The sequence below is a fragment of the Sorangium sp. So ce693 genome (assembly GCF_051521375.1).
Classification (GTDB): Bacteria; Myxococcota_A; Polyangia; order Polyangiales; family Polyangiaceae; genus Sorangium; species Sorangium atrum.
This window is the reverse complement of record NZ_CP150347.1, coordinates 12,243,809-12,261,114: the sequence shown is the minus strand read 5'-3', so window position 1 is coordinate 12,261,114 and position 17,306 is coordinate 12,243,809. Positions and strand designations below refer to the sequence as shown.

The window sequence follows — 17,306 nt, the reverse complement described above, 5'->3', positions numbered from 1 at the left end:
TCACAATCGGCCGACGACCGATCCGCAGCGCGTTTGCGCCCGATCCTTCGCGGCCTGCACGCCCTCCTCGCGCGCGCATCAGGACATGTGGCGCCCGCTCTCGCCCCCGTGGCCCACGCCTGCGGCGGGTGCTTGGTCGGAGAGGAGCCGCTTCGCTGCGCCGACGATGGCGGAAGCATCCAGCCCCGCCGCATGCAGGAGCTCGGCTGGGGTGCCCGAGCCAGGCATCTCCCTCACGGCGAGGTGGACGACGCGCGCGGCGACGGGCTCCTCGCCAGCCAGGGCTTCGAGCACGGCGTCGCCCAGGCCGCCCTCGGCCCAGTGGTCCTCCACGATGACGGCGTTTCCAGCCGTGGCCTGCACCGCCGCGCGGATGCCGGCGGCGTCGATCGGCTTGATGCCATACGCGTCGAGGACTCGAGCGGAGAGCCCGCTCGCCTCGAGCTCTGCGTGCGCCTTCAACGCTTCGTGGACGGTGATGCCGGCGGCGATGATCGTCACGCGATCGTGGGGTGTCTCGCGCAGCACCTTGCTCCCGCCGAGGGGGAACGCTTCGGTCGCGTCGTACAGGACAGGCGTCTTCTCGCGCGTCGTCCGGAGGTACACGATACCCTTCTGGTCGGCCATGGCAGCGACCAACCGCGCGGTCTGATTGGCGCAGCACGGATAGAGCACGGTGCTCCCGTGGATGGCGCGCATCATGGCCAGATCCTCGAGCCCCATCTGCGACGGACCGTCCTCGCCGATGGATACGCCCGCGTGCGAGCCGCAGACGCGGACATTGGCCCTCGACACCGCGGCCATCCGGAGGAAATCGTGGGCGCGCGTGAGAAAGGCCGCGAACGTCGACGCAAAGGGCGACCAGCGCCGGACGCTCAGCCCGACGGCGGCGGCCACCATCTGCTGTTCGCTGATGAACATCTCGAAATAGCGGTCTGGATGGGCCTTCGCGAACTCCTGGGCGAAGGTCGAGTTGTTGACCTCGGCGTCCACGGCGACGATGTCCGTGCGCGCAGCGCCGAGCGCCTCGAGCGTGTCGCCGTACGCTTTCCGCGTCGCGACGGCCGTGGAGCGCTCGTAGCTCGGGAGCCTCAGCGGCTCGGCGGCGGGCCGCGGCGCAGGCTCACCCGGCGCAGGCGCCTCTGGCTCGATGACGATGTCGCGCATGCCTCCCAGCTCTTCGATCGCTTGCGCGCACTGCGCCCGGTCGAGCGCCTTTCCGTGCCAGCCGTCCTTGTCCTCGACGAGGGACACGCCCTTTCCCTTCACCGTGCGGGCGACGATCAGCGCGGGCGCGTCCGAGGCTTCGAGGGCTTCGGCATAGGCGCCGGAGATGGCGGCTGGATCGTGGCCGTCGATCTCCAGGGCGCGCCATCCGAACGCGCGGGCGCGCGCTGCATAGGCCGCGGAGTCCCAGCCGAGGGGTGTCTGGCCGCGTTGCCCCAGGCGGTTCATGTCGAGGATGGCAGTGAGGTTGCCGAGCTTCGCGTGGCGCGCATGGTCGAACGCCTCCCAGATGGAGCCCTCGGACATCTCGCTGTCGCCGAGCAACACCCAGACGCGGTAGGGAACCTTCTCCAGGTACTTCCCGGAGAGCGCGATGCCGACGCCGATGGGGAGCCCCTGACCCAGCGAACCGGTCGCCACGTCGATCCAGGGGAGCGTCGGCACCGGGTGCCCCTGCAGCGGGCTCCCGAGGCGCCGATACGACAGGAGCTCCGCGTCGGAGATGACGCCCGCCGCCTTGAGCATCGCGTAGAGCAGAGGGGAGGCGTGGCCCTTCGAGAAGATCACATGATCGTTGTTCGGGTTCTCCGGATGGCTCAAATCCCAGCGGAGGTAGTCGCGGAGGAGCACCGCGATGAGATCGGCCGCCGACAGGCTGGAGGTCGGGTGCCCGGAACCGGCCATCGTCGAGCAGCGGAGGCTATCGACGCGAAGCTGCTGAGCGAGCCCACGATGACCGTGAGCCTGCTCGGCGCTGCCCCGGTGTTGCCCCTCGCGCCCGCCGCGCGGTTCGTGCTCACGCCGCGGCGCTCCGTGGGGCGCCTGGGTCGACCGCTCGCCGGGCGGCGCGGGCGAGCGGTCCCTCTCGGCCCTCGGCGCTTGCTCTCGATCGTCCTGCGCAGGAGATCCCCTGGGACGGCTCGGAGCGACGTCTTTCAGGGGGCTGCGTACGTGCTTTGGCCTTCTTTTCTCGGGTGTCTTGGGGGCCTCTTGCGCCATGGCTGCACCTGACGCTGCCGTCTTGATGCAAGCAGAGCGCCACCGCGCACGAAGCTCGTGTCTGGCCACGACGACGGCAGCCAAGTCGGCCCGCATGGATGGCGTCGACCGGCCGTAGGATGCGGATGAACCTGGGCGGCGGCGCCGAGCTCTGCAGCTCATCGACAGACACGCCGTGCTCAATCTGTGCGCGGATGCCCTCGAGCTCGGCGCGGTTCGCCTCTTCGACGGCCCGGAGCACGATCGCGCAGGTTCCGACCAAGACGGGTGCGAGCGAGAGCGCGAGGACGGGACATGGTTACGCCTCGGCCCGGCGAGGGCGATTGAGGTAGTGTTGATGCCGCATGCCGCCGTGACGAGCTCCAAGCCCATGTCTGCCACGGAGAAGGATCATGGATCGTTCCGTCTACATCACCAGCACTGGCGCGTTCTTGCCTGGCAAGCCGGTCCCGAACGAGGAGATGGAGCAGTACATCGGCGAGATCAACGACAGACGCTCCAGGCTCGGGCGCTTCGTCCTGCGGCAGAACGGCATCAAGACACGTCATTATGCGTTGACGCCGGACGGCGTGCACCTTCACACCAGCGCAGACATGGCGGCTCGTGCGATCCGGGACGCGCTTTCGCGCAGCGAGATCGCCGCGGAGAGGCTCTCCTTCCTGGCGGCGGCCACCACCCAGGGCGACCTCCTCGTCCCCGGTTTCGCCAGCGCGGTCCACGGCGAGCTCGGCCTGCGACCCATGGAGATCGCGAGCTTTCAGAGCGTCTGTGCCAGCAGCATGATGGCGTTCAAGTCCGTTTACCTCCAGCTGAAGGCGGGCGAGCACGACTGCGGCGTGGCCTGCGCCGCCGAGTTCTCCAGCCGCTTCTTCCGACCTGGCTTCTATGCCGGTCGGGAGCAGGAAGGCGAGGACTCCTCCGCCTTGATGGAGACCGAGTTTCTCCGCTGGACCCTCTCCGACGGGGCCGGCGCCTGGCTCCTGGAGACCAGGCCGAACGAGGGGCGCCGCTCCCTGAGGGTGGAATGGATCGATCTCTGCTCCTACGCCGACCGCTTCGACCCCTGCATGTATGCGGGCACCTCCAGGAACCGGGCGGGTGAGAGGAAGCCCTGGAGTCACTACGACAGCCCTGCGCTCGCGGCGCAGCAGGGCGCCGTCGTCCTCAAGCAGGACTTCGATCTGCTTTACCGCATGTTCCCCGTGTGGGCGAAGCATTACCTCGAGCTCGTGGATCGGCGACGTCTGAGGCCCGGAGCCATCCACCACTTCCTCGCGCACTACTCGTCCCACTCTCTCCGCGGAGAGATGGTCAAGCTGCTCGCGAAGACCGGGGCGATGGTGCCCGAGGCTCGCTGGTTCACGAACCTCTATTCCCAGGGGAACACGGGGGCCGCATCCATTCTCCTCATGCTGCACCAGCTGATCGAGGAGCGGGATCTGCAGCCGGGCCAGCAGGTCCTCGGCTTCATCCCGGAGAGCGGCCGCTGCGTCATCGCCTTCATGCTGCTCACGGTCGTCTGACCCGCCGTCATCACCAGGGAGGTTCGGGATGCTTCCGGAACGTACATCGCCTCGAGACGAAGATTCACCGCAGGCCGTCCTGCGCGGGCTGTCGTCCATCTGGCTGGATTTCGAGTCCCAGGTGCATCACATCCCGATCGTGCGGCGCGTGATCGAGCGTCGCATTCGCCTGGCCGATTACCACGAGCTCCTGCTGAACCACCGGGCGCAGGTGATGAACGGGGCGCTCTGGATCGCGCGCGCCGCCTCCAACATCGGCCACGAGTTCGCCGAGCTGCGCTCGCGCTTCATCCGCCACGCGGCCGCGGAGCATCGCGATTACCTGATGCTGGAGGAAGACTACCTGAAGAGCGGCGGCGACCCGGCCGGGCTCGCGCGGCACGAGCTGAACATCGGCAGCGAGGCCCTGTCCGCCTGGATCTTCCATCGCGCCGATCAGCCGAACCCCTTCGATCTCCTCGGCGCCATGTACATCATCGAAGGCCTCGGCAAGCGGGTCGCGGCCCAGTGGGCCGAGCATGTGCAGTCCGCCCTTCGCCTGGAGGCGCAGGCGGTCAGCTTCTATCTCTATCACGCGAAGGCCGACGAAGATCACCTGGGCGAGCTGGAAGAGGCGCTCCGCTGTGGTATCTTGAACCTCCCGCGGATGGCGCCGAGAATCCTCAAGACCGCCCGGGTCACCGCGCGACTCTACCGCCTCCAGCTCGAGGAGATCGGGAGCTACTGACATGGACTTTCAGGGCCTTTTCAGGAAGATGAAGCACGACCCCGGGGATCCCGATCCGTGGCTGGCGTTGTACCTGGACCGGTCCTTGCCGATCGACGAGGGGGCCAAAGCCGCCTTCCTGAAGAGCCAGGGCAGCACCACGCGCAGGGTCGTGATGCCGATCATCAGGCCGTTCGCCCGCCTGTCGATCTCCGGCATCAAGCTCATGAAGATTCTTGTCCCGGCGAGCTGGCAATCTCCGTGGTTGTTGCACCGGTCCATTTACTGGGGCCTGAGGCTCTTCGTCGCCCCGGAGGCCAATTACCTCATCCTGCGCCACTTCACCATCGGCACGGAGATCTTGAAGTTCATCGAGGACAACGTCCCGGGCATCCAACTCGAGACGACGACGCCGCTGAGGACCAGGAGGCTGGAGGACCTCCTGGACAACACGTTCACTGTCCACGATCTGACCTTCTACAACTTCATCATCGAGCTGAACCAGAAGCTTCGCGCAGAGGGGCGTGAGATCGAGCCCCGGAAAGAGATCGACTTCTCTGCCATCACAGATGACGACGCGAGCATCGGCGACCTCCCGAACACCTGGCTGAACGTCGTCGACCTGCAGACCGCCATCGAGATCTACACGCCGCTCTATGCGCTGTTCCTGTCGGACCACCATTTCTGGCGGGCGAGCAATTCGCTGCAGCTGGACGAGATCATCGCGCTCTACGTCGGCAAGATCCTGAACGACCCGCTGCCTGTCGCCTTGGTGCACAACCATCATCCCATGGTGCCCAGCTCGACGCTAGAGGCCGGCTTCCGGTTGACGCTACATGGCCTCGACTCCGAGACCCTGCACGGACACCTGAGGAAGCTGAAGGCAGAAGCGAAGAGAGCGGCGGCCCAGGGAGCCGTCGCGCCGTGACGATCTCCTGAATCTTCCTCCTCGAACCGAGGCGTCTCCGGGCGAAATCTGGAGGAGCGTCGAGGCCGCCGGAGGGCAGAAGATCGCGCCTCGTGTCCGCTCGATCGCAGCGAGACGTGTGCCACGTGCGATCCTCTGCGCGCCGCGAGCTCGACACCTGTGCCTCGCCGGCGTGATGGACCGCCGTTTGCTGGTCTTCGAGGCGGGACGATGGGCGTCTCGAACACGATGCTGAGTGCGATTCCAGGAGGAGAGACAATGAATTGCTCCGAGCTCATGAAGACCGACGTGGCCTGCTGCAAGGCGAGCGAGCCCGTCGAGAACGTCGCCGAGCTGATGCAGGCGCGGAACATCGGTTTTGTTCCGATCTGCGGCGACGATGGCTCCGTCATCGGGACCCTGACCGATCGAGACCTCGCCATCCGGGTGCTCGGGGAGCACCGTCGCGCCTCGTCGACACGGGCGGAGGACGTCATGACCCGAGAGGTCGTCTGCTGCGGGCCGGACGAGGATCTGAACGTGGCCGCGCGCCTGATGAGCAGCCACAAGAAGTCGAGGATCATCTGTGTCGATGGTCAGAAGCATCCTGTCGGCGTCATCAGCCTGTCGGACATCGCCGACCGGGACGGCGGGGCAGGGTCGTCAGCGCTGCTGAGCTCGATCTCTCAGCGAGAGGCGCGCTCGTAGCACGGGCTCGTTTTACGTACGCGCTCGTTGGCAACAACCGCTCAGTGACGCGTCCTGAGCAGCTCGCGTTCGGTGGGCACGCTTCGCGCGCCGGTCGCGCGGTTACCGCGGGGGATGCGAGCGCTCCGCGGCGCCGGGCGCGGGTCGACCGGGCGCGCGGCCTGCGCGGAGAGGGGGCGCGGCGCGGCCGCGGGGACGGAGGCCTCCTCGGGCGCGGGGACGGCGGCCCCCACCCCCGCGGCGTCACCCGATCCCGCTGCTGGGCGTGGGCTCGCCTGGGCTTCGATGCGCGCCTGCGCGGCGCGAACGATGGACGCGGCGCGCGCGTCGACGCTCGACGCCCGCAGCGCGGCGGGGATCTGCGCTTGCGCCCACAGCGCGCCGGTCGACAGCACGACGCCAAGCGCCACGACGAGGCCGGCCGCGAGGCCCAGCTTGCCCCGGCGCGCGGGCTCGGCTCGCTCGGCTCGCGCCGGCGCACCTGACGGGCCGACGGCGGCCTTGTAGGCGGCGACCATGGCCTCGATCGAGGGGAACCGCTCCGCCGGGTCCAGGGCGAACGCGCGCGCGAACCAGGCCGAGAGCCCTGGCAGCGCATCCGGGTACAGCGCCGACCGCGGCGGTTGCGCGCTGGCCAGGATCGAGGCGAGCACGTCGCTCATGGTGTGGCCCGGGAACGGCAGGCGGCCCGTGAGCGCCTCGTACGAGACGACCGCGAGCGCCCACATGTCCGAGTGCGGGTTGGTGTCCCCGTCGCATGCGTGCTCCGGGCTCAGGTACGCCGGCGTGCCCAGCACCACGCCGCCGATGGTTCGACGGGGGAAGTCGGCCGGTAGCTCCTTTCGGATCCACTTGGCGATGCCGAAGTCCGCGACCTTGGCGCGCACGTCACCGTTGCGCTCCTCCTCGAGCAGCACGTTCGTCGGCTTGATGTCGCGGTGCACGATGCCGAGGCCGTGCGCGACGGAGAGGGCCTCTCCGATCTGGCCGAGGAGCGGGGCGAGCTCCGCCGGGGATATCGGCCCGCGCTCCTGCATGAGCTGCCTCAGGGACCGACCTCGAACGTAGCCCATGACGAGGTACGGACCCACGGCAGGATCGTTGCCGACGTCGTGCACGGCGACGACGTGGTCCGTCTTCTGCGCCAGCTGCGCCGCGACCTGGGCCTCGAACCGGAAGCGCTCCAGCGCGGTGCCAGCCTGGCTCTCCCGCTGGACCGTGAGGAGCTTGAGCGCGACGTCGATCCTCAGCGCCCTGTCGTGCGCGAGCCACACCTCGCCCATGGCGCCGCGTCCGACCAGCCGCGAGAGCTTGTACCGCCCGGCGACGAGCTGGTTGCGCCGCGGGTCCTGGGCTACGTCGCCCCGTCCGGCTGCAGAAGAAGCGGGACCGACGTCGCCGGAGCGGTCAGAGCGCGCCGCAACGGCACGCGCGCTGTCCACCATCGGGAGATTGGCGTCAGATCGTCCACCGGAAGCCGATGCTTGCCACACGAGCGGTACCCTCCGTGCCGTCGCCGTGCCCAAGCTCATTGACGCGCTGATGCGACAACGCTCCTGGACGCCGAGACCGGGGCATGTCAGCCACGGTACCACCGGGCGGGCGAAGCTGGAATCAGGAACGACGGAAGCGCCTCGCTCGGGAGTCTCCGGATCCACCATAAGGTGCGCAAGGGTGGTGGATCAGCGCCATGGCGGCGCCCTCGCCCAGGTCAGAACGTGTTCTTGATAGCGATCGCCAATCTGTTCACCCGGCCGTGAGGGAAACCATGCGGCGGCGCCGGATGACGCGATGAAGGGCCGCCGCCCAGACGGCCATCCCTGCCGCCAGAGCACCCGTCGGGGCGGTTCGGCCGGCCACTCCGCAGGAGCACCCGCCGCCTTCATCGCCTTCTCCACCTGCGCTGTTCGACGTGCTGGAGCCGCCGCTGGATGCGGAGGATCCCGTGCCGCTACCGGCGCCAGCGGCCACGCACCTGCAACCGTTCGGCTCGTCGGGAGGAACGCATCCCGCGGGGCAGCTCCCGGGATCGTTACCGTCGCATTCCTCGGGAGCCTCGATCTTGCCATCACCGCATTGGCTCGTGGGCTCACACGACTGACCCGGGCAGGAGCAGGTCTCGGAGCAGCCCCGGAAGCTGCTCCACATGCACTCACCCATCGCGCGTTCACGATTGCCCCCGTCCTTGTTGCCCCCATCGAGCTCGGGCACTCTCCCCGAGCCGGAGATACACTCTCCGCTCCCGTCAGGACCGTAGTCGGAGCCGTACTGGCCCCCGACGGGCGCGCAGGGATCCGGCTGTGTCAAGGCGCCGTGGTCGACCCAGCGATCCGCATAAGAGAGGATGACGTCCTTGTTGACCGGCCATGCCGCCGCGAGCGCAGGCATGAGCCGCATGAGGAGCGCCGAGTATTTCGTCGGTTTGGCGGTGTTGTCTTGATACCATCCGCCAGGCTCGAAGCCGCCGTCGATGTACCCATAGGGGTCCCGGATCGTCCGGGTCGACTGGTCGGAGAAGTCGGCCCAGTACTCCTCCTCCGAACCGACGGGCTGCCCCCACAGGGCGGCGCCGTTCTTGCCGGCGTAATAGCTGGCCGTCTCGAAGAACCGGTCCGCTTCGACGGCCGAGAGATCAGCCAGCATCGCCGGGTCGGCGAGCATCGTGGCCGCGAAGGCATAGGCGAAGAGCTTGCCGCCGCCGTTGCCGCCGCCGCCCCGGAACAGGCTGGCGCCCATCTTGTCGACGCCCCAGATGTCGATACCGTGTTGCACGTAGCCGATGAGCACGGGGAGTTTGGCGGCGAGGTCCTCTTCGGGCGTGCAGGGCGGCGCGCCGCACACATCGGCGAGGTGCAGCCATGCGTAGACGTCGGTGTCGCGCGCCCAGATGTCGGTCGACCACGGCCTGCCGTCGGGGAGCGCGTCCTCCGGCGGCATGAGGTCGCACGTGACCGAATGGCTCGTGTAATCGAGGCGGAGGTGACGCGTCCAGGCCAGGGCCGTCTCCAGCGAGGGTGTGTCGGCGCACGCAGCCTGCAGGCGGGACAGGAGCTGCGTCTGCAGCGTGGAGGTCGAGAGCACGGGCTTGCTCGTGCCCACGAAAGGAGGACGAAAGGTCGTGCTCGGGTCAGCGGGCGGCGCGTCGATCACAGTGACCACCGCCGCGAAACGCCCGCATGACTTCTCACCGGCGCCATCGCAATCGCCCGACGGGTTGTCGGACACGTATTTCACGACGGAGCTGCCGGGCGGCGCGGCGTAAGGCAGGCTGACGGGCGGCGCATGGTCGTCGAGCCGGTCGTCCCACCGCTGCGGCCCGTCGGGAGAAGGGTTCACGTCCACACCGTGACGGCCGCCGGCCGCCTCGGGCGTGATGGTCGTGATGCTGGCGACGCCGTCCTCGCTGATCACGAAGTACTCGCCCGTCGCATACCGACCGCAGGCATAGGCCTTGTCGAAGCGGAACGTGATGTCATTGCTCGACCCCGATGGCGCCTCGTAGCGCAGGCAGGGGCCGGTCGAATCGGACGTGATGGCGCTCGGGGTCCCTGAACAGCCGCAGTCCGCGCTGGCCTGTGCGTCAAGGAGGACAACCGCCGTCGAAGCGGCGAGCGCGACGGTCAACAGGTTGAGCTTCATCGTGTACACGACCTAACATGGGGCGCGCGTCCGAGGGATGCCGGTCAACCCTCTTGAGCTGTTTTGTGCGCGGCGCTGCCTCGGCGCCGCGCGGCTACCGGGTGGCGGACGCGGCGGCGCGTCCCGGGGCGGTCACGGCGAGACGCAGGGCACGCTCGGCGCGGCGTCCGGCGAGAGGAGCGGCGGCAGCCAGCGCCGCAGCACCAGGGGCACCATGGCGTCGTGGGGCATCGGCTCCGTCGGGATGAGCGGCTCGAGCTCGCGGAGGACGCCCGGCGCCGCAGGGTGCGCGTCGACGCCGCGCAGGAAGGCGCGGCGAAAATCGGCGATGGGGCGCTTGACCCAGGTCATCGTCTGCCACGACACGACGACGTGCGTGGTCGGGCGCGAGCGCGCGAGGGGGAGCGCGATGTCGACGTCCATGCACGTGTCGATCACGAGCGCCGCGTGCACGGGGGTCGACGCGCTCACAGCGGCCGCGATGCCGCCCGCCTTGTTGCAGCCGCCGCCGGAGTGGCCCGCGACGACGACGCGCGCGCGGTCGAGGGTCGCGACGCCGCGCAGCCGCGCGGCCGTGGCGTCGAGGAACGCGTCCAGATCGAAGGCGGGCCAGCTCGTCCGCGCGACGGCCACGGCCGCCGGCAGCACGGCGCTCGGCGCCGCGACCAGCATCGGCGGGATCTGGCCCGCCTCCATGAGCTGCGCCGCGATCCGGCGCACGTCGCCCTCCTGGCCGCCGCCCATCCAGCGGTGCTCGATCCGCGCCTCGTTGGTGCCGTGCAGGAACACGAGGATCGGCAGCGGCCGCGCGGGATCGGCGGCCGCCAGGCGGTGCACGAAGGCGCGACCGCGCCAGCGCCGCTCCGGCGGCACCGCAGGCGCGGCATCCCCGGCCTGCGCTGCGCCCTGCTCGGCGGCGCCGCTCGCCGGCGCAGACGGGTGCTCGTAGTCATACGTCGCGCCGTCGAGCTGCACGGCTGCCGCCGTCGACGCCGCCGTCGACGCCGCCGGCGCGGGGGCCGCCGGCGCAGGCTTCGGCTGCGCCCGCGCGGCTGCCGCCGGCGCAGGCTTCGGCTGCGCCCGCGCGGCTGCCGCCGGCGCAGGCTTCGGCTGCGCCCGCACGGCGCCCGGAGAGGACGCGGCCGCGAGCCCCGCCGCGAGCGCGAAGGCGCGCATCGCCGGCGCGAAGGCGCGCATCGCGGGCGCCGGACCACGCGGCGCCCGGCGCCCGGTGGCCGTCATTGCGGCTCCTCTGCCGGCGCCGCGCGGCCAGCGCCGGGCGCCGGCGCCTGCGACGGGGCGGACGAGGCGCTCGCGTCCCGCGGGATCGTGCGCTTCCGCTCGAAGGCGCGGGTCGGGTCGACCACCTTCACGTCCCCGAGGCGGCTCAGCATCGGGCCGATCGCCTGGGCGTCGCCCACCACGACGATCGCAGCGTGCGCCGGTCGCACGTTGTCGTGCGCGACCTTGCCGGCGAAGGCCGGCGTGATGTCCCGAAGCTCCTTGCGGTAGCTCTCCTGGTGGTCGTCCGGCAGATCGAGCGCCTGCATGCCGGCGATCTCGTCCGCGAGCCCGGTGGCCGTCCCGAGGCCGAGGCCGAGGCCGGCGGTGAGCCGCCGCGCGGCGGCGTCGACCTCCTCCTGCGAGGGCGCCGCGGCCGCGAGCCGCTCCACGTGCTCGAGCATCGCCTGCGCGGCGAGGCCCGTGCGCGCCGCAGGGACGCGGACGTGGACCAAGAGCGGGACGGGCCCGTGCGCGACGTCGAGCGGCGCCGCGGACACCTCGCGCGCCGGCCCGCGCGGCTCGAGGAGCTCCTGCGAGAGGCGCCCGGAGGGGCCGCCGAGGACCTCGCCCGCGACCGCGATCGCGGGCCACTCCGAGGCGGTGCGCTCGGGGCCGAGCGCGCCGAGGAAGAGCTCGCTCTCCGCGCTCTTCGGGCGATCGACGATCGTGATCTTCAGCGACGCCGGGGCCACCGGATCGGTGAACGAGAGCGCCGGGGGCTCCTCGCCGCGGCGGTCGGTGAAGGCCTTCTCCACGGCCGCGCGCGCGGCCTCGGGCGTCGTGTCGCCCGCCACCACCACCACGGTGTTCTTCGGGACGTACCACGCCGCGTGGAACGCGCGGCAGTCGGCGGCGGTGATCTGCGGGAGCTCCGCCGCGGTCGCGCCGAACGAGGCGTACGGGTGCAGCTCGGTGGGGAGCGCGTAGAGGTCGCGGAAGAGGACCATCAGCGCTCCCCAGCGGCCGTCCGAGCGCGCGCGCTCCCTCGCCGCCTCGGCGGCCTGGACCTTCAGCCTGGCGAGCTCCGCGGCGTCGAGGCGCGGCCGCTGCACGACGAGCCCGAGCAGCAGGGCGGCCTCCGCGAGGCGATCGCTGGGCGCGCGCAGCCCGATCACGGTCGCGTCGAGGCCGGTGTCCACCCGCAGCGAGGCGCCGAGCGACTCGACGCGCGCGAGCACCTCGCGGCCGGGGAGGCCGCCCGCGCCCCCGCGCAGGAGGAGCTCGCCCGTGAGCGCGGCGAGCCCCGTGCGCTCGCCGTCGGCCGCGGAGCCGCCGCGGATGACCACCCGGACCTCCACGAGCGGCAGCGCGCGGCTCACCGCCGTGGCGACGCGCAGGCCGCTCGGGAGCTCGGCCCAGGCGATCGGGGGCATGCGCGCGGGCTTCGTGGGGCCGGACGGCGGCGGCTGCTCCCCGCGAGCGACCTCGGCCGGCGGCGCCGCCGGCCCAGACGTCGCCGGCGCGGGCCTCGCCGGCGCTCCCGCCTGCGCGTGCGGCTGCGGCGCCTGCCCAGCAGCGCAGCCGCACGCCACGGCCGCCGCGAGCGCCGTGGTCCAGGAGAGCCAGGGGCGCGCTGTCCGCCGCCCGCGCAGGTCGCGTCGCTCGCTTCGCTCGTTCATCGGGTCACGCCTTCTCCGTCGCCCGCCTCTTCGCGTCACTTCTTCGTGTGTTTCGCCGGCTTCCTCGGCGCCTGATCCGGCGCGGGCCGGCTCGCCGCGCCGCGCGCCTTCGCCGGGCGCTTGCCGGGCGCGGCCTTGTGCGTCGCCTTGCCCGGCGCGGCCTTGCTCGCCCCCTTGCCCGACGCGGCCTTGCCAGGCGCCGCCTTCTCCGCGCCCTTGCCCGGCGTCGCCACCTCGGCGTCCTGCCGCGGCGCGCCGGTCGACGCGCGCGGAGGCGGGGCGGCTCCCGGCACTGCAGGGGGATAGGTCTCGACGATCGTCCGGCGCGTCGGGCCGAGGTGCTCGCGCGCGACGCGCTGCACGTCCTCCCGGGTCACCGCGAAGTAGCGCGCGAGCTCCCCGTTCAGGTGGGCGGCGTCCCCGAAGAGGAGCTCGTGCTCGCCGAGCGCCCGCGCCCGCGCGCTCGTGTCCGCGAGGCCCGACACGAACGCCGACTGGAGCAGCCGGCGCGCCCTCGTCAGCTCCGCCTGCGAAGGTCCCGCCGTCGAGAGCGCCCGGATCTCGCCCTCGATCAGCTTCTCGACGTCGCCGACCTGGGCGTCCTCGGCGAGCCGCACGTCGATGGAGAAGAGATCGGGCCCGCGGTGGCCGTCGATCGCGACCTGCACCGACCGCGCGACGGCCTTGTTTCCGACCAGGAGCGCCTGGAGCCGCGAGCTCTCCCCGCGCCCGAGCAGCGAGGCCGCGAGCGCGAGCGCGTGGTGATCCGGGTGCTCGGGCGGCGGCGCGGCCCACCCGTAGAGGATGGACGGCGCGCGGGCGGCGCTGTCCCTCACGACGCCGGTGCGCTGGCTCGTCTGCTCGGGGAACGGCACGTCCTTGAAGGGCGCGGCCGAGACGGCGGGGATGCCGTCGAAGTACTCGTGCACGAGCGCCATCGCCGCGCCCGCCTCGAAGCCGCCGGCGATCGCGAGCACCGCCGTGTTCGGGCCGTAATGGGCGGCGTGGAAGTCGCGGACCCACGAGAGCTCCGCGCCCGCGAGATCGTTCGCCTCGCCGAGCGCCGGGTGCTCGTGGGGCCAGTACCCCTGGAAGACGAGCTCGCTGAGCCGGATCGCGCCCTGGCCGTGGGCGGCGCCGAGGGTCGCGCCGCGCCGCTCGATCGCGTCCCTGCGCTGCGCCTCGAAGCCCTCCGCGCTCGGCGCGGGCGCCCTCATGCGATCGGCCTCGAGCCACAGCGCCAGCGCGAGCTCGTTCGCGGGCGCCACCGCCGTGTAGGTGGTGCGATCGACGTCCGCCTCGGCGTGGAGCTCGCCGCCGCGCTCGGCGACGAGGCGCTGGGGCTCGCCCGCCGGCAGGCTGCGGCTGCTCCCGGCCATCACGTCCATCACGAGGCGCGCCACGCCGCTCCTGCCGCTCGGCTCGTCGCGCGAGCCCACGTCGTACGTCACGGCCACCGCGACGGTGGGCGAGCTCTCGTCGGGGCTCAGCACCACGCGCAGCCCGTTCTTCAGCGTGACCCGCTCGACGGGCAACGCGAGATCGAGCGGCGCTTCCGCCGGAGCCGCCGCGGCGCTCCTCGGCGTCCCCGCCGCGTGCGCCGCCTTGCCGTTCGGCGCGCCACCGCCGCGCAGCGCCTTGCCGGACTGCGCGTGCGCCGCCTTGCCGGCCGGTACGCCCGCCGCCTTGCCGGACTGCGCGCCACCGCCGTGCGCGCGCCCACCGGCCGGCTTGCGATGCGCCCCGGCAGCGCCCGCCCGCTGCGCCGAGGCGCGCTGCGGGCGCGCTGCCGCCTGCGGGCGCGGGCCAGCCGGCCGCGCGGCGGCGATCGGCGCCGGCTCGCCGGACGGAGGCGCCGCTGCGGCGAGGTGGGGCGCGCCTGCGCAGAGCAGGCCGAGCGCCGCGAGCGCGGCCGTGAGGGCGCGGCGGGGCAGGGTTCGGCGCACGGTCGTGGACACCGCAGGGCGATAGCACGTCGCCGCCCGGGCGCGCGCGTCGAGGACGCGACGCGGCGCAGCGACCGCGCTTCACCCTGCCGGCCGACTCGCGTAGGCTCACGCCCCCCGAGCTCACGACGTCACGAGCGCGCGCCGCGCGCCGCCCCGCGCCCAGAGAGAACCGCCGATGCCCGACGTTCAAAATTTGATCAAAGCCGTCATCGGAACGCTCGTCTTCGTCGCGGTCGGGCTGCTCGTCTTCCTGCTGGCGTTCGTGCTGATCACCAAGCTCACCCCCTTCTCCATCCGCAAGGAGATCGAGGAGGACCAGAACACGGCGCTCGCGATCGTGATCGGCTCGGTGATCCTGGGCCTCGCCTGGATCATCTCCGCGGCCATCCACGGCTGACGCGCGGGTCTCGGCGTTGGCCTCGGCCGGGCCCGACCTCCTCGGCGCGCTGCCGGCCGGGCCCCGCGGCGCGGCCCGCGGCGGCTTCCTGTGGGGCCGCGGCGTCGACCTCGCGGTGTTCGGCGGCTCCGCGGCGGTCGCCCTCGCCCTCGCCGCGCTCTCGACGGGGGGCGCGCTCCCGGCCTGGGGCTTCCTGCTCTTCGTGGTCGGCGTCGACGTGGCCCACGTGCACACGACGCTCTTCCGCACGTACCTCGACCCGGAGGAGCTCCGCCGCCACCCCGCGCTCTACGCCGGCGTTCCGCTCGCCTGTTACGCCGCCGGCGTCGCGCTCCACCTCGCCTCCGAGCTCGCCTTCTGGCGCGCGCTCGCCTACGTGGCCGTGATCCACTTCGTCCGCCAGCAGGTCGGGTGGGTCGCGATCTACCGCGCGCTCGCGGGCGAGCGCTCGCGCGTCGATCGCCTCCTCGACGACGCGCTCGTCTACGCGGCGACGGGGTGGCCGCTCCTTTACTGGCACGCGCACGCCCACCCCCCGCGCGCGTTCCAGTGGTTCGTGGACGGCGATTTCGTGAGCGCGCCCTGGCTCGCGGCCGCGGTCGGCCCGCTCGGCGCGGTGTACGCCGCGCTCGCCGTCGCGTATGTCGCCCGCGCGATCCAGCGGGCCTGCGTCGACCGCGCGCCGCTCAACCTCGGCAAGCACGTCGTCGTCGCGACGACCGCGGCGACCTGGTACGTCGGCATCGTCGCGACCGACAGCGACTTCCAGTTCACGGTGACCAACGTGATCGTCCACGGGGTCCCGTACATGGCGCTCGTCTTCGCGTACGCCCGGGAGCGGGCCCGCGAGGCGCCGCGCTCGCTGCTCGCGCGGGTCCTCGCCTCCGGGCTCCTCGCCTTCCTCGGGATCGCGCTGGCGCTCGCGTTCGTCGAGGAGATGCTCTGGGACCGGCTCGTCTGGCACGACCGGCCGGAGCTCTTCGGCGGCGCGCGGACAGGGGACGAGCCGCTCCTCGGGCCGCGCGCGCGGGCGCTGCTCGTGCCGCTGCTCGCGCTGCCGCAGGCGACCCATTACCTGCTCGACGCGGTGGTCTGGCGCCGTCGCCACACCGGCCCAGCCCAGGCGCGCGCGCTCGGGTTCCGGCCCGGAACGCCGGAGGGCGAGCGGGGCGAGAGCGGAGAGGCTTGACCCGCGGCGCAACTCCCGTAACCCTCGGCGCTTCGCATGGCTTCGCTCGCGGTGCCCGTGCTCCCGCCACGCCCCTCGCCCGCTGCTCGGCGCGGAGCGGCGCCGCCCCCGCGTAGCCCGGAACCATGTCCGGAGAAGATCCGACGATGCTGAGAGCATGCAATGCGTGCGCGGTGTTCGCCTGCTATCGCTCCTGCATGCTTGCGCAGTCTGGAAGAGGTAACAGCGATGAGTGAACCCTTGCCAACCGACGGGCTCAACGGGCCGCGCGTGACGCCGATTCCCCCGAACCCGCGCGCCCCCGTCCTCCTGGTCGACGACGACGCCGAGCTCCGCGAGATGCTCCGCGAGATGCTCGAGTCGTCGGGCTACGATGTCTACTGCGCCAGCAACGGCAGGGAGGCGCTCGATCTCTTGCACCAGGCGGACCCGCCGCCCGGGCTCATCCTGCTCGACCTCATGATGCCGATCATGACCGGCGAGGAGATGCTCGCCGCGCTGAAGCAGGTGCACGCGCTCGCGGCGATCCCGGTGACCATCGTCTCCGGCCACGACGGCCCGCCCGAGGGCACGGCCTACCTGAAGAAGCCCGTCGACTTCAGCGCGCTGCTCGGCGTGGTCCAGAAGACCTGCGGCTAGCCCCGCCGGCCGAGCGCGGCCGGAGCGTCGACCGGAGCGCCGGCCGGAGCGTCGACCAGCGCGCCGACCTGGACCGGCGACGGCGATCGCTGGCTCATCGCCGCGAACGCGAGGAGCGCCACGACGGTCAGCAGGAGCGCGAGCGCGAACGCCGCGGCGAGGAACAGGATGGCGAGCGACGCGCGCTCGCTCCCGGCTTCGCCCGCGCCCTGGTCCGGGTCCTCGTCGCGTCGCTCTGGCTCATCCACGCTCCGCCCTCCGCTCGCCGGCTGTGCTTACCGCCTCGCGCCGGACGGCGCAACGGACGCAGCAACGACCTCCGTGTCCGCCGCGTTCACCGGGCGCGGCGGCGTCCCCGGCGGACGCGCCCGTCCGGACATTGTCTGTCCGGAAGGACCATCGCCGTCCGCCTCCAACGGCTGTAGGTTCGCCTCCTCGGAGGGCGTGAGAATGGCAGAAGGCCGCACCAGCGACGCTGCGGAGAAGAGCGGACAGGCGAGCTCCGATCGCCTGTGGATCC

Annotated in this window: 13 protein-coding genes and 1 pseudogene; 7 read left to right on the top strand and 7 right to left on the bottom strand. The window is 71.8% G+C overall.

Annotated elements, in window-relative coordinates:
- Positions 1-78: 78 nt before the first annotated feature.
- A pseudogene (locus WMF14_RS45760) lies at positions 79-1,977 on the bottom strand (transketolase); the annotation flags it as partial.
- Positions 1,978-2,618: 641 nt separating this feature from the next.
- Here WMF14_RS45760 and WMF14_RS45755 point away from each other — a divergent pair.
- The 4 genes from WMF14_RS45755 (at position 2,619) to WMF14_RS45740 (ending at position 6,070) form a co-directional block, all read left to right on the top strand.
- Positions 2,619-3,749 carry a beta-ketoacyl-ACP synthase III gene (locus WMF14_RS45755; protein ID WP_437796907.1) on the top strand — a complete coding sequence of 377 codons (1,131 nt, stop codon included), beginning with the start codon at positions 2,619-2,621 and terminating at the stop codon, positions 3,747-3,749.
- Between the two features lie 28 nt (positions 3,750-3,777).
- The gene (locus WMF14_RS45750) at positions 3,778-4,476 is read left to right on the top strand and encodes an iron-containing redox enzyme family protein (protein ID WP_437796906.1); all 699 of its coding nucleotides are present in this window, start codon (positions 3,778-3,780) and stop codon (positions 4,474-4,476) included.
- Between the two features lie 28 nt (positions 4,477-4,504).
- Entirely contained in the window at positions 4,505-5,383 is an 879-nt protein-coding gene (locus WMF14_RS45745) for a DUF6999 family protein (protein ID WP_437796904.1), read from the top strand.
- 258 nt (positions 5,384-5,641) lie between these two features.
- Positions 5,642-6,070 carry a CBS domain-containing protein gene (locus WMF14_RS45740; protein ID WP_437742742.1) on the top strand — a complete coding sequence of 143 codons (429 nt, stop codon included), beginning with the start codon at positions 5,642-5,644 and terminating at the stop codon, positions 6,068-6,070.
- Positions 6,071-6,111: 41 nt separating this feature from the next.
- Here the strand turns inward: WMF14_RS45740 and WMF14_RS45735 are convergent, their stop codons facing one another.
- From WMF14_RS45735 to WMF14_RS45715, 5 genes are all read right to left on the bottom strand, one after another.
- A complete protein-coding gene (locus WMF14_RS45735) occupies positions 6,112-7,515 on the bottom strand; it encodes a protein kinase domain-containing protein (protein ID WP_437796902.1) in 1,404 nt (467 codons plus the stop codon).
- Between the two features lie 301 nt (positions 7,516-7,816).
- Positions 7,817-9,709 (bottom strand): hypothetical protein, encoded by a 1,893-nt coding sequence (locus tag WMF14_RS45730; RefSeq protein ID WP_437796900.1) that lies wholly within the window; start codon positions 9,707-9,709, stop codon positions 7,817-7,819.
- A gap of 132 nt (positions 9,710-9,841) precedes the next feature.
- Positions 9,842-10,951 (bottom strand): hypothetical protein, encoded by a 1,110-nt coding sequence (locus tag WMF14_RS45725; protein WP_437796898.1) that lies wholly within the window; start codon positions 10,949-10,951, stop codon positions 9,842-9,844.
- Positions 10,948-12,612, bottom strand: a complete 1,665-nt coding sequence (locus WMF14_RS45720) for a M16 family metallopeptidase (protein WP_437796896.1) — start codon at positions 12,610-12,612, stop codon at positions 10,948-10,950. The genes WMF14_RS45725 and WMF14_RS45720 overlap by 4 nt, the downstream gene beginning before the upstream one ends.
- Before the next feature lie 35 nt (positions 12,613-12,647).
- Positions 12,648-14,558, bottom strand: a complete 1,911-nt coding sequence (locus tag WMF14_RS45715; protein ID WP_437796894.1) for an insulinase family protein — start codon at positions 14,556-14,558, stop codon at positions 12,648-12,650.
- Between the two features lie 178 nt (positions 14,559-14,736).
- On the opposite strand from WMF14_RS45715, the gene WMF14_RS45710 reads away from it, so the two are divergent.
- The 3 genes from WMF14_RS45710 to WMF14_RS45700 all read left to right on the top strand — a co-directional run bounded on the left by WMF14_RS45710 (position 14,737) and on the right by WMF14_RS45700 (position 16,786).
- A complete protein-coding gene (locus tag WMF14_RS45710; RefSeq protein WP_272096160.1) occupies positions 14,737-14,958 on the top strand; it encodes a DUF350 domain-containing protein in 222 nt (73 codons plus the stop codon).
- Positions 14,959-14,974: 16 nt separating this feature from the next.
- A complete protein-coding gene (locus tag WMF14_RS45705; protein ID WP_272096159.1) occupies positions 14,975-16,147 on the top strand; it encodes a hypothetical protein in 1,173 nt (390 codons plus the stop codon).
- Between the two features lie 228 nt (positions 16,148-16,375).
- Positions 16,376-16,786 carry a response regulator gene (locus tag WMF14_RS45700; RefSeq protein ID WP_272096158.1) on the top strand — a complete coding sequence of 137 codons (411 nt, stop codon included), beginning with the start codon at positions 16,376-16,378 and terminating at the stop codon, positions 16,784-16,786.
- Here the strand turns inward: WMF14_RS45700 and WMF14_RS45695 are convergent.
- On the bottom strand, positions 16,783-17,034 hold the full coding sequence (locus WMF14_RS45695) for a hypothetical protein (RefSeq protein WP_437796892.1): 252 nt from the start codon (positions 17,032-17,034) through the stop codon (positions 16,783-16,785). The two genes, WMF14_RS45700 and WMF14_RS45695, sit on opposite strands and share 4 nt — an antisense overlap.
- Positions 17,035-17,306: the final 272 nt, after the last annotated feature.

Excerpts from the sequence above, each read along its gene's own strand:
- WMF14_RS45750 (WP_437796906.1), top strand. The coding sequence starts at position 3,778 with ATGCTTCCGGAACGTACATCGCCTCGAGACGAAGATTCACCGCAGGCC.
- WMF14_RS45755 (WP_437796907.1), top strand. The coding sequence starts at position 2,619 with ATGGATCGTTCCGTCTACATCACCAGCACTGGCGCGTTCTTGCCTGGC.
- WMF14_RS45740 (WP_437742742.1), top strand. The coding sequence starts at position 5,642 with ATGAATTGCTCCGAGCTCATGAAGACCGACGTGGCCTGCTGCAAGGCG.
- WMF14_RS45720 (WP_437796896.1), bottom strand. The coding sequence starts at position 12,612 with ATGAACGAGCGAAGCGAGCGACGCGACCTGCGCGGGCGGCGGACAGCG.
- WMF14_RS45710 (WP_272096160.1), top strand. The coding sequence starts at position 14,737 with ATGCCCGACGTTCAAAATTTGATCAAAGCCGTCATCGGAACGCTCGTC.
- WMF14_RS45725 (WP_437796898.1), bottom strand. The coding sequence starts at position 10,951 with ATGACGGCCACCGGGCGCCGGGCGCCGCGTGGTCCGGCGCCCGCGATG.
- WMF14_RS45735 (WP_437796902.1), bottom strand. The coding sequence starts at position 7,515 with ATGGTGGACAGCGCGCGTGCCGTTGCGGCGCGCTCTGACCGCTCCGGC.
- WMF14_RS45745 (WP_437796904.1), top strand. The coding sequence starts at position 4,505 with ATGAAGCACGACCCCGGGGATCCCGATCCGTGGCTGGCGTTGTACCTG.
- WMF14_RS45730 (WP_437796900.1), bottom strand. The coding sequence starts at position 9,709 with ATGAAGCTCAACCTGTTGACCGTCGCGCTCGCCGCTTCGACGGCGGTT.
- WMF14_RS45700 (WP_272096158.1), top strand. The coding sequence starts at position 16,376 with ATGAGTGAACCCTTGCCAACCGACGGGCTCAACGGGCCGCGCGTGACG.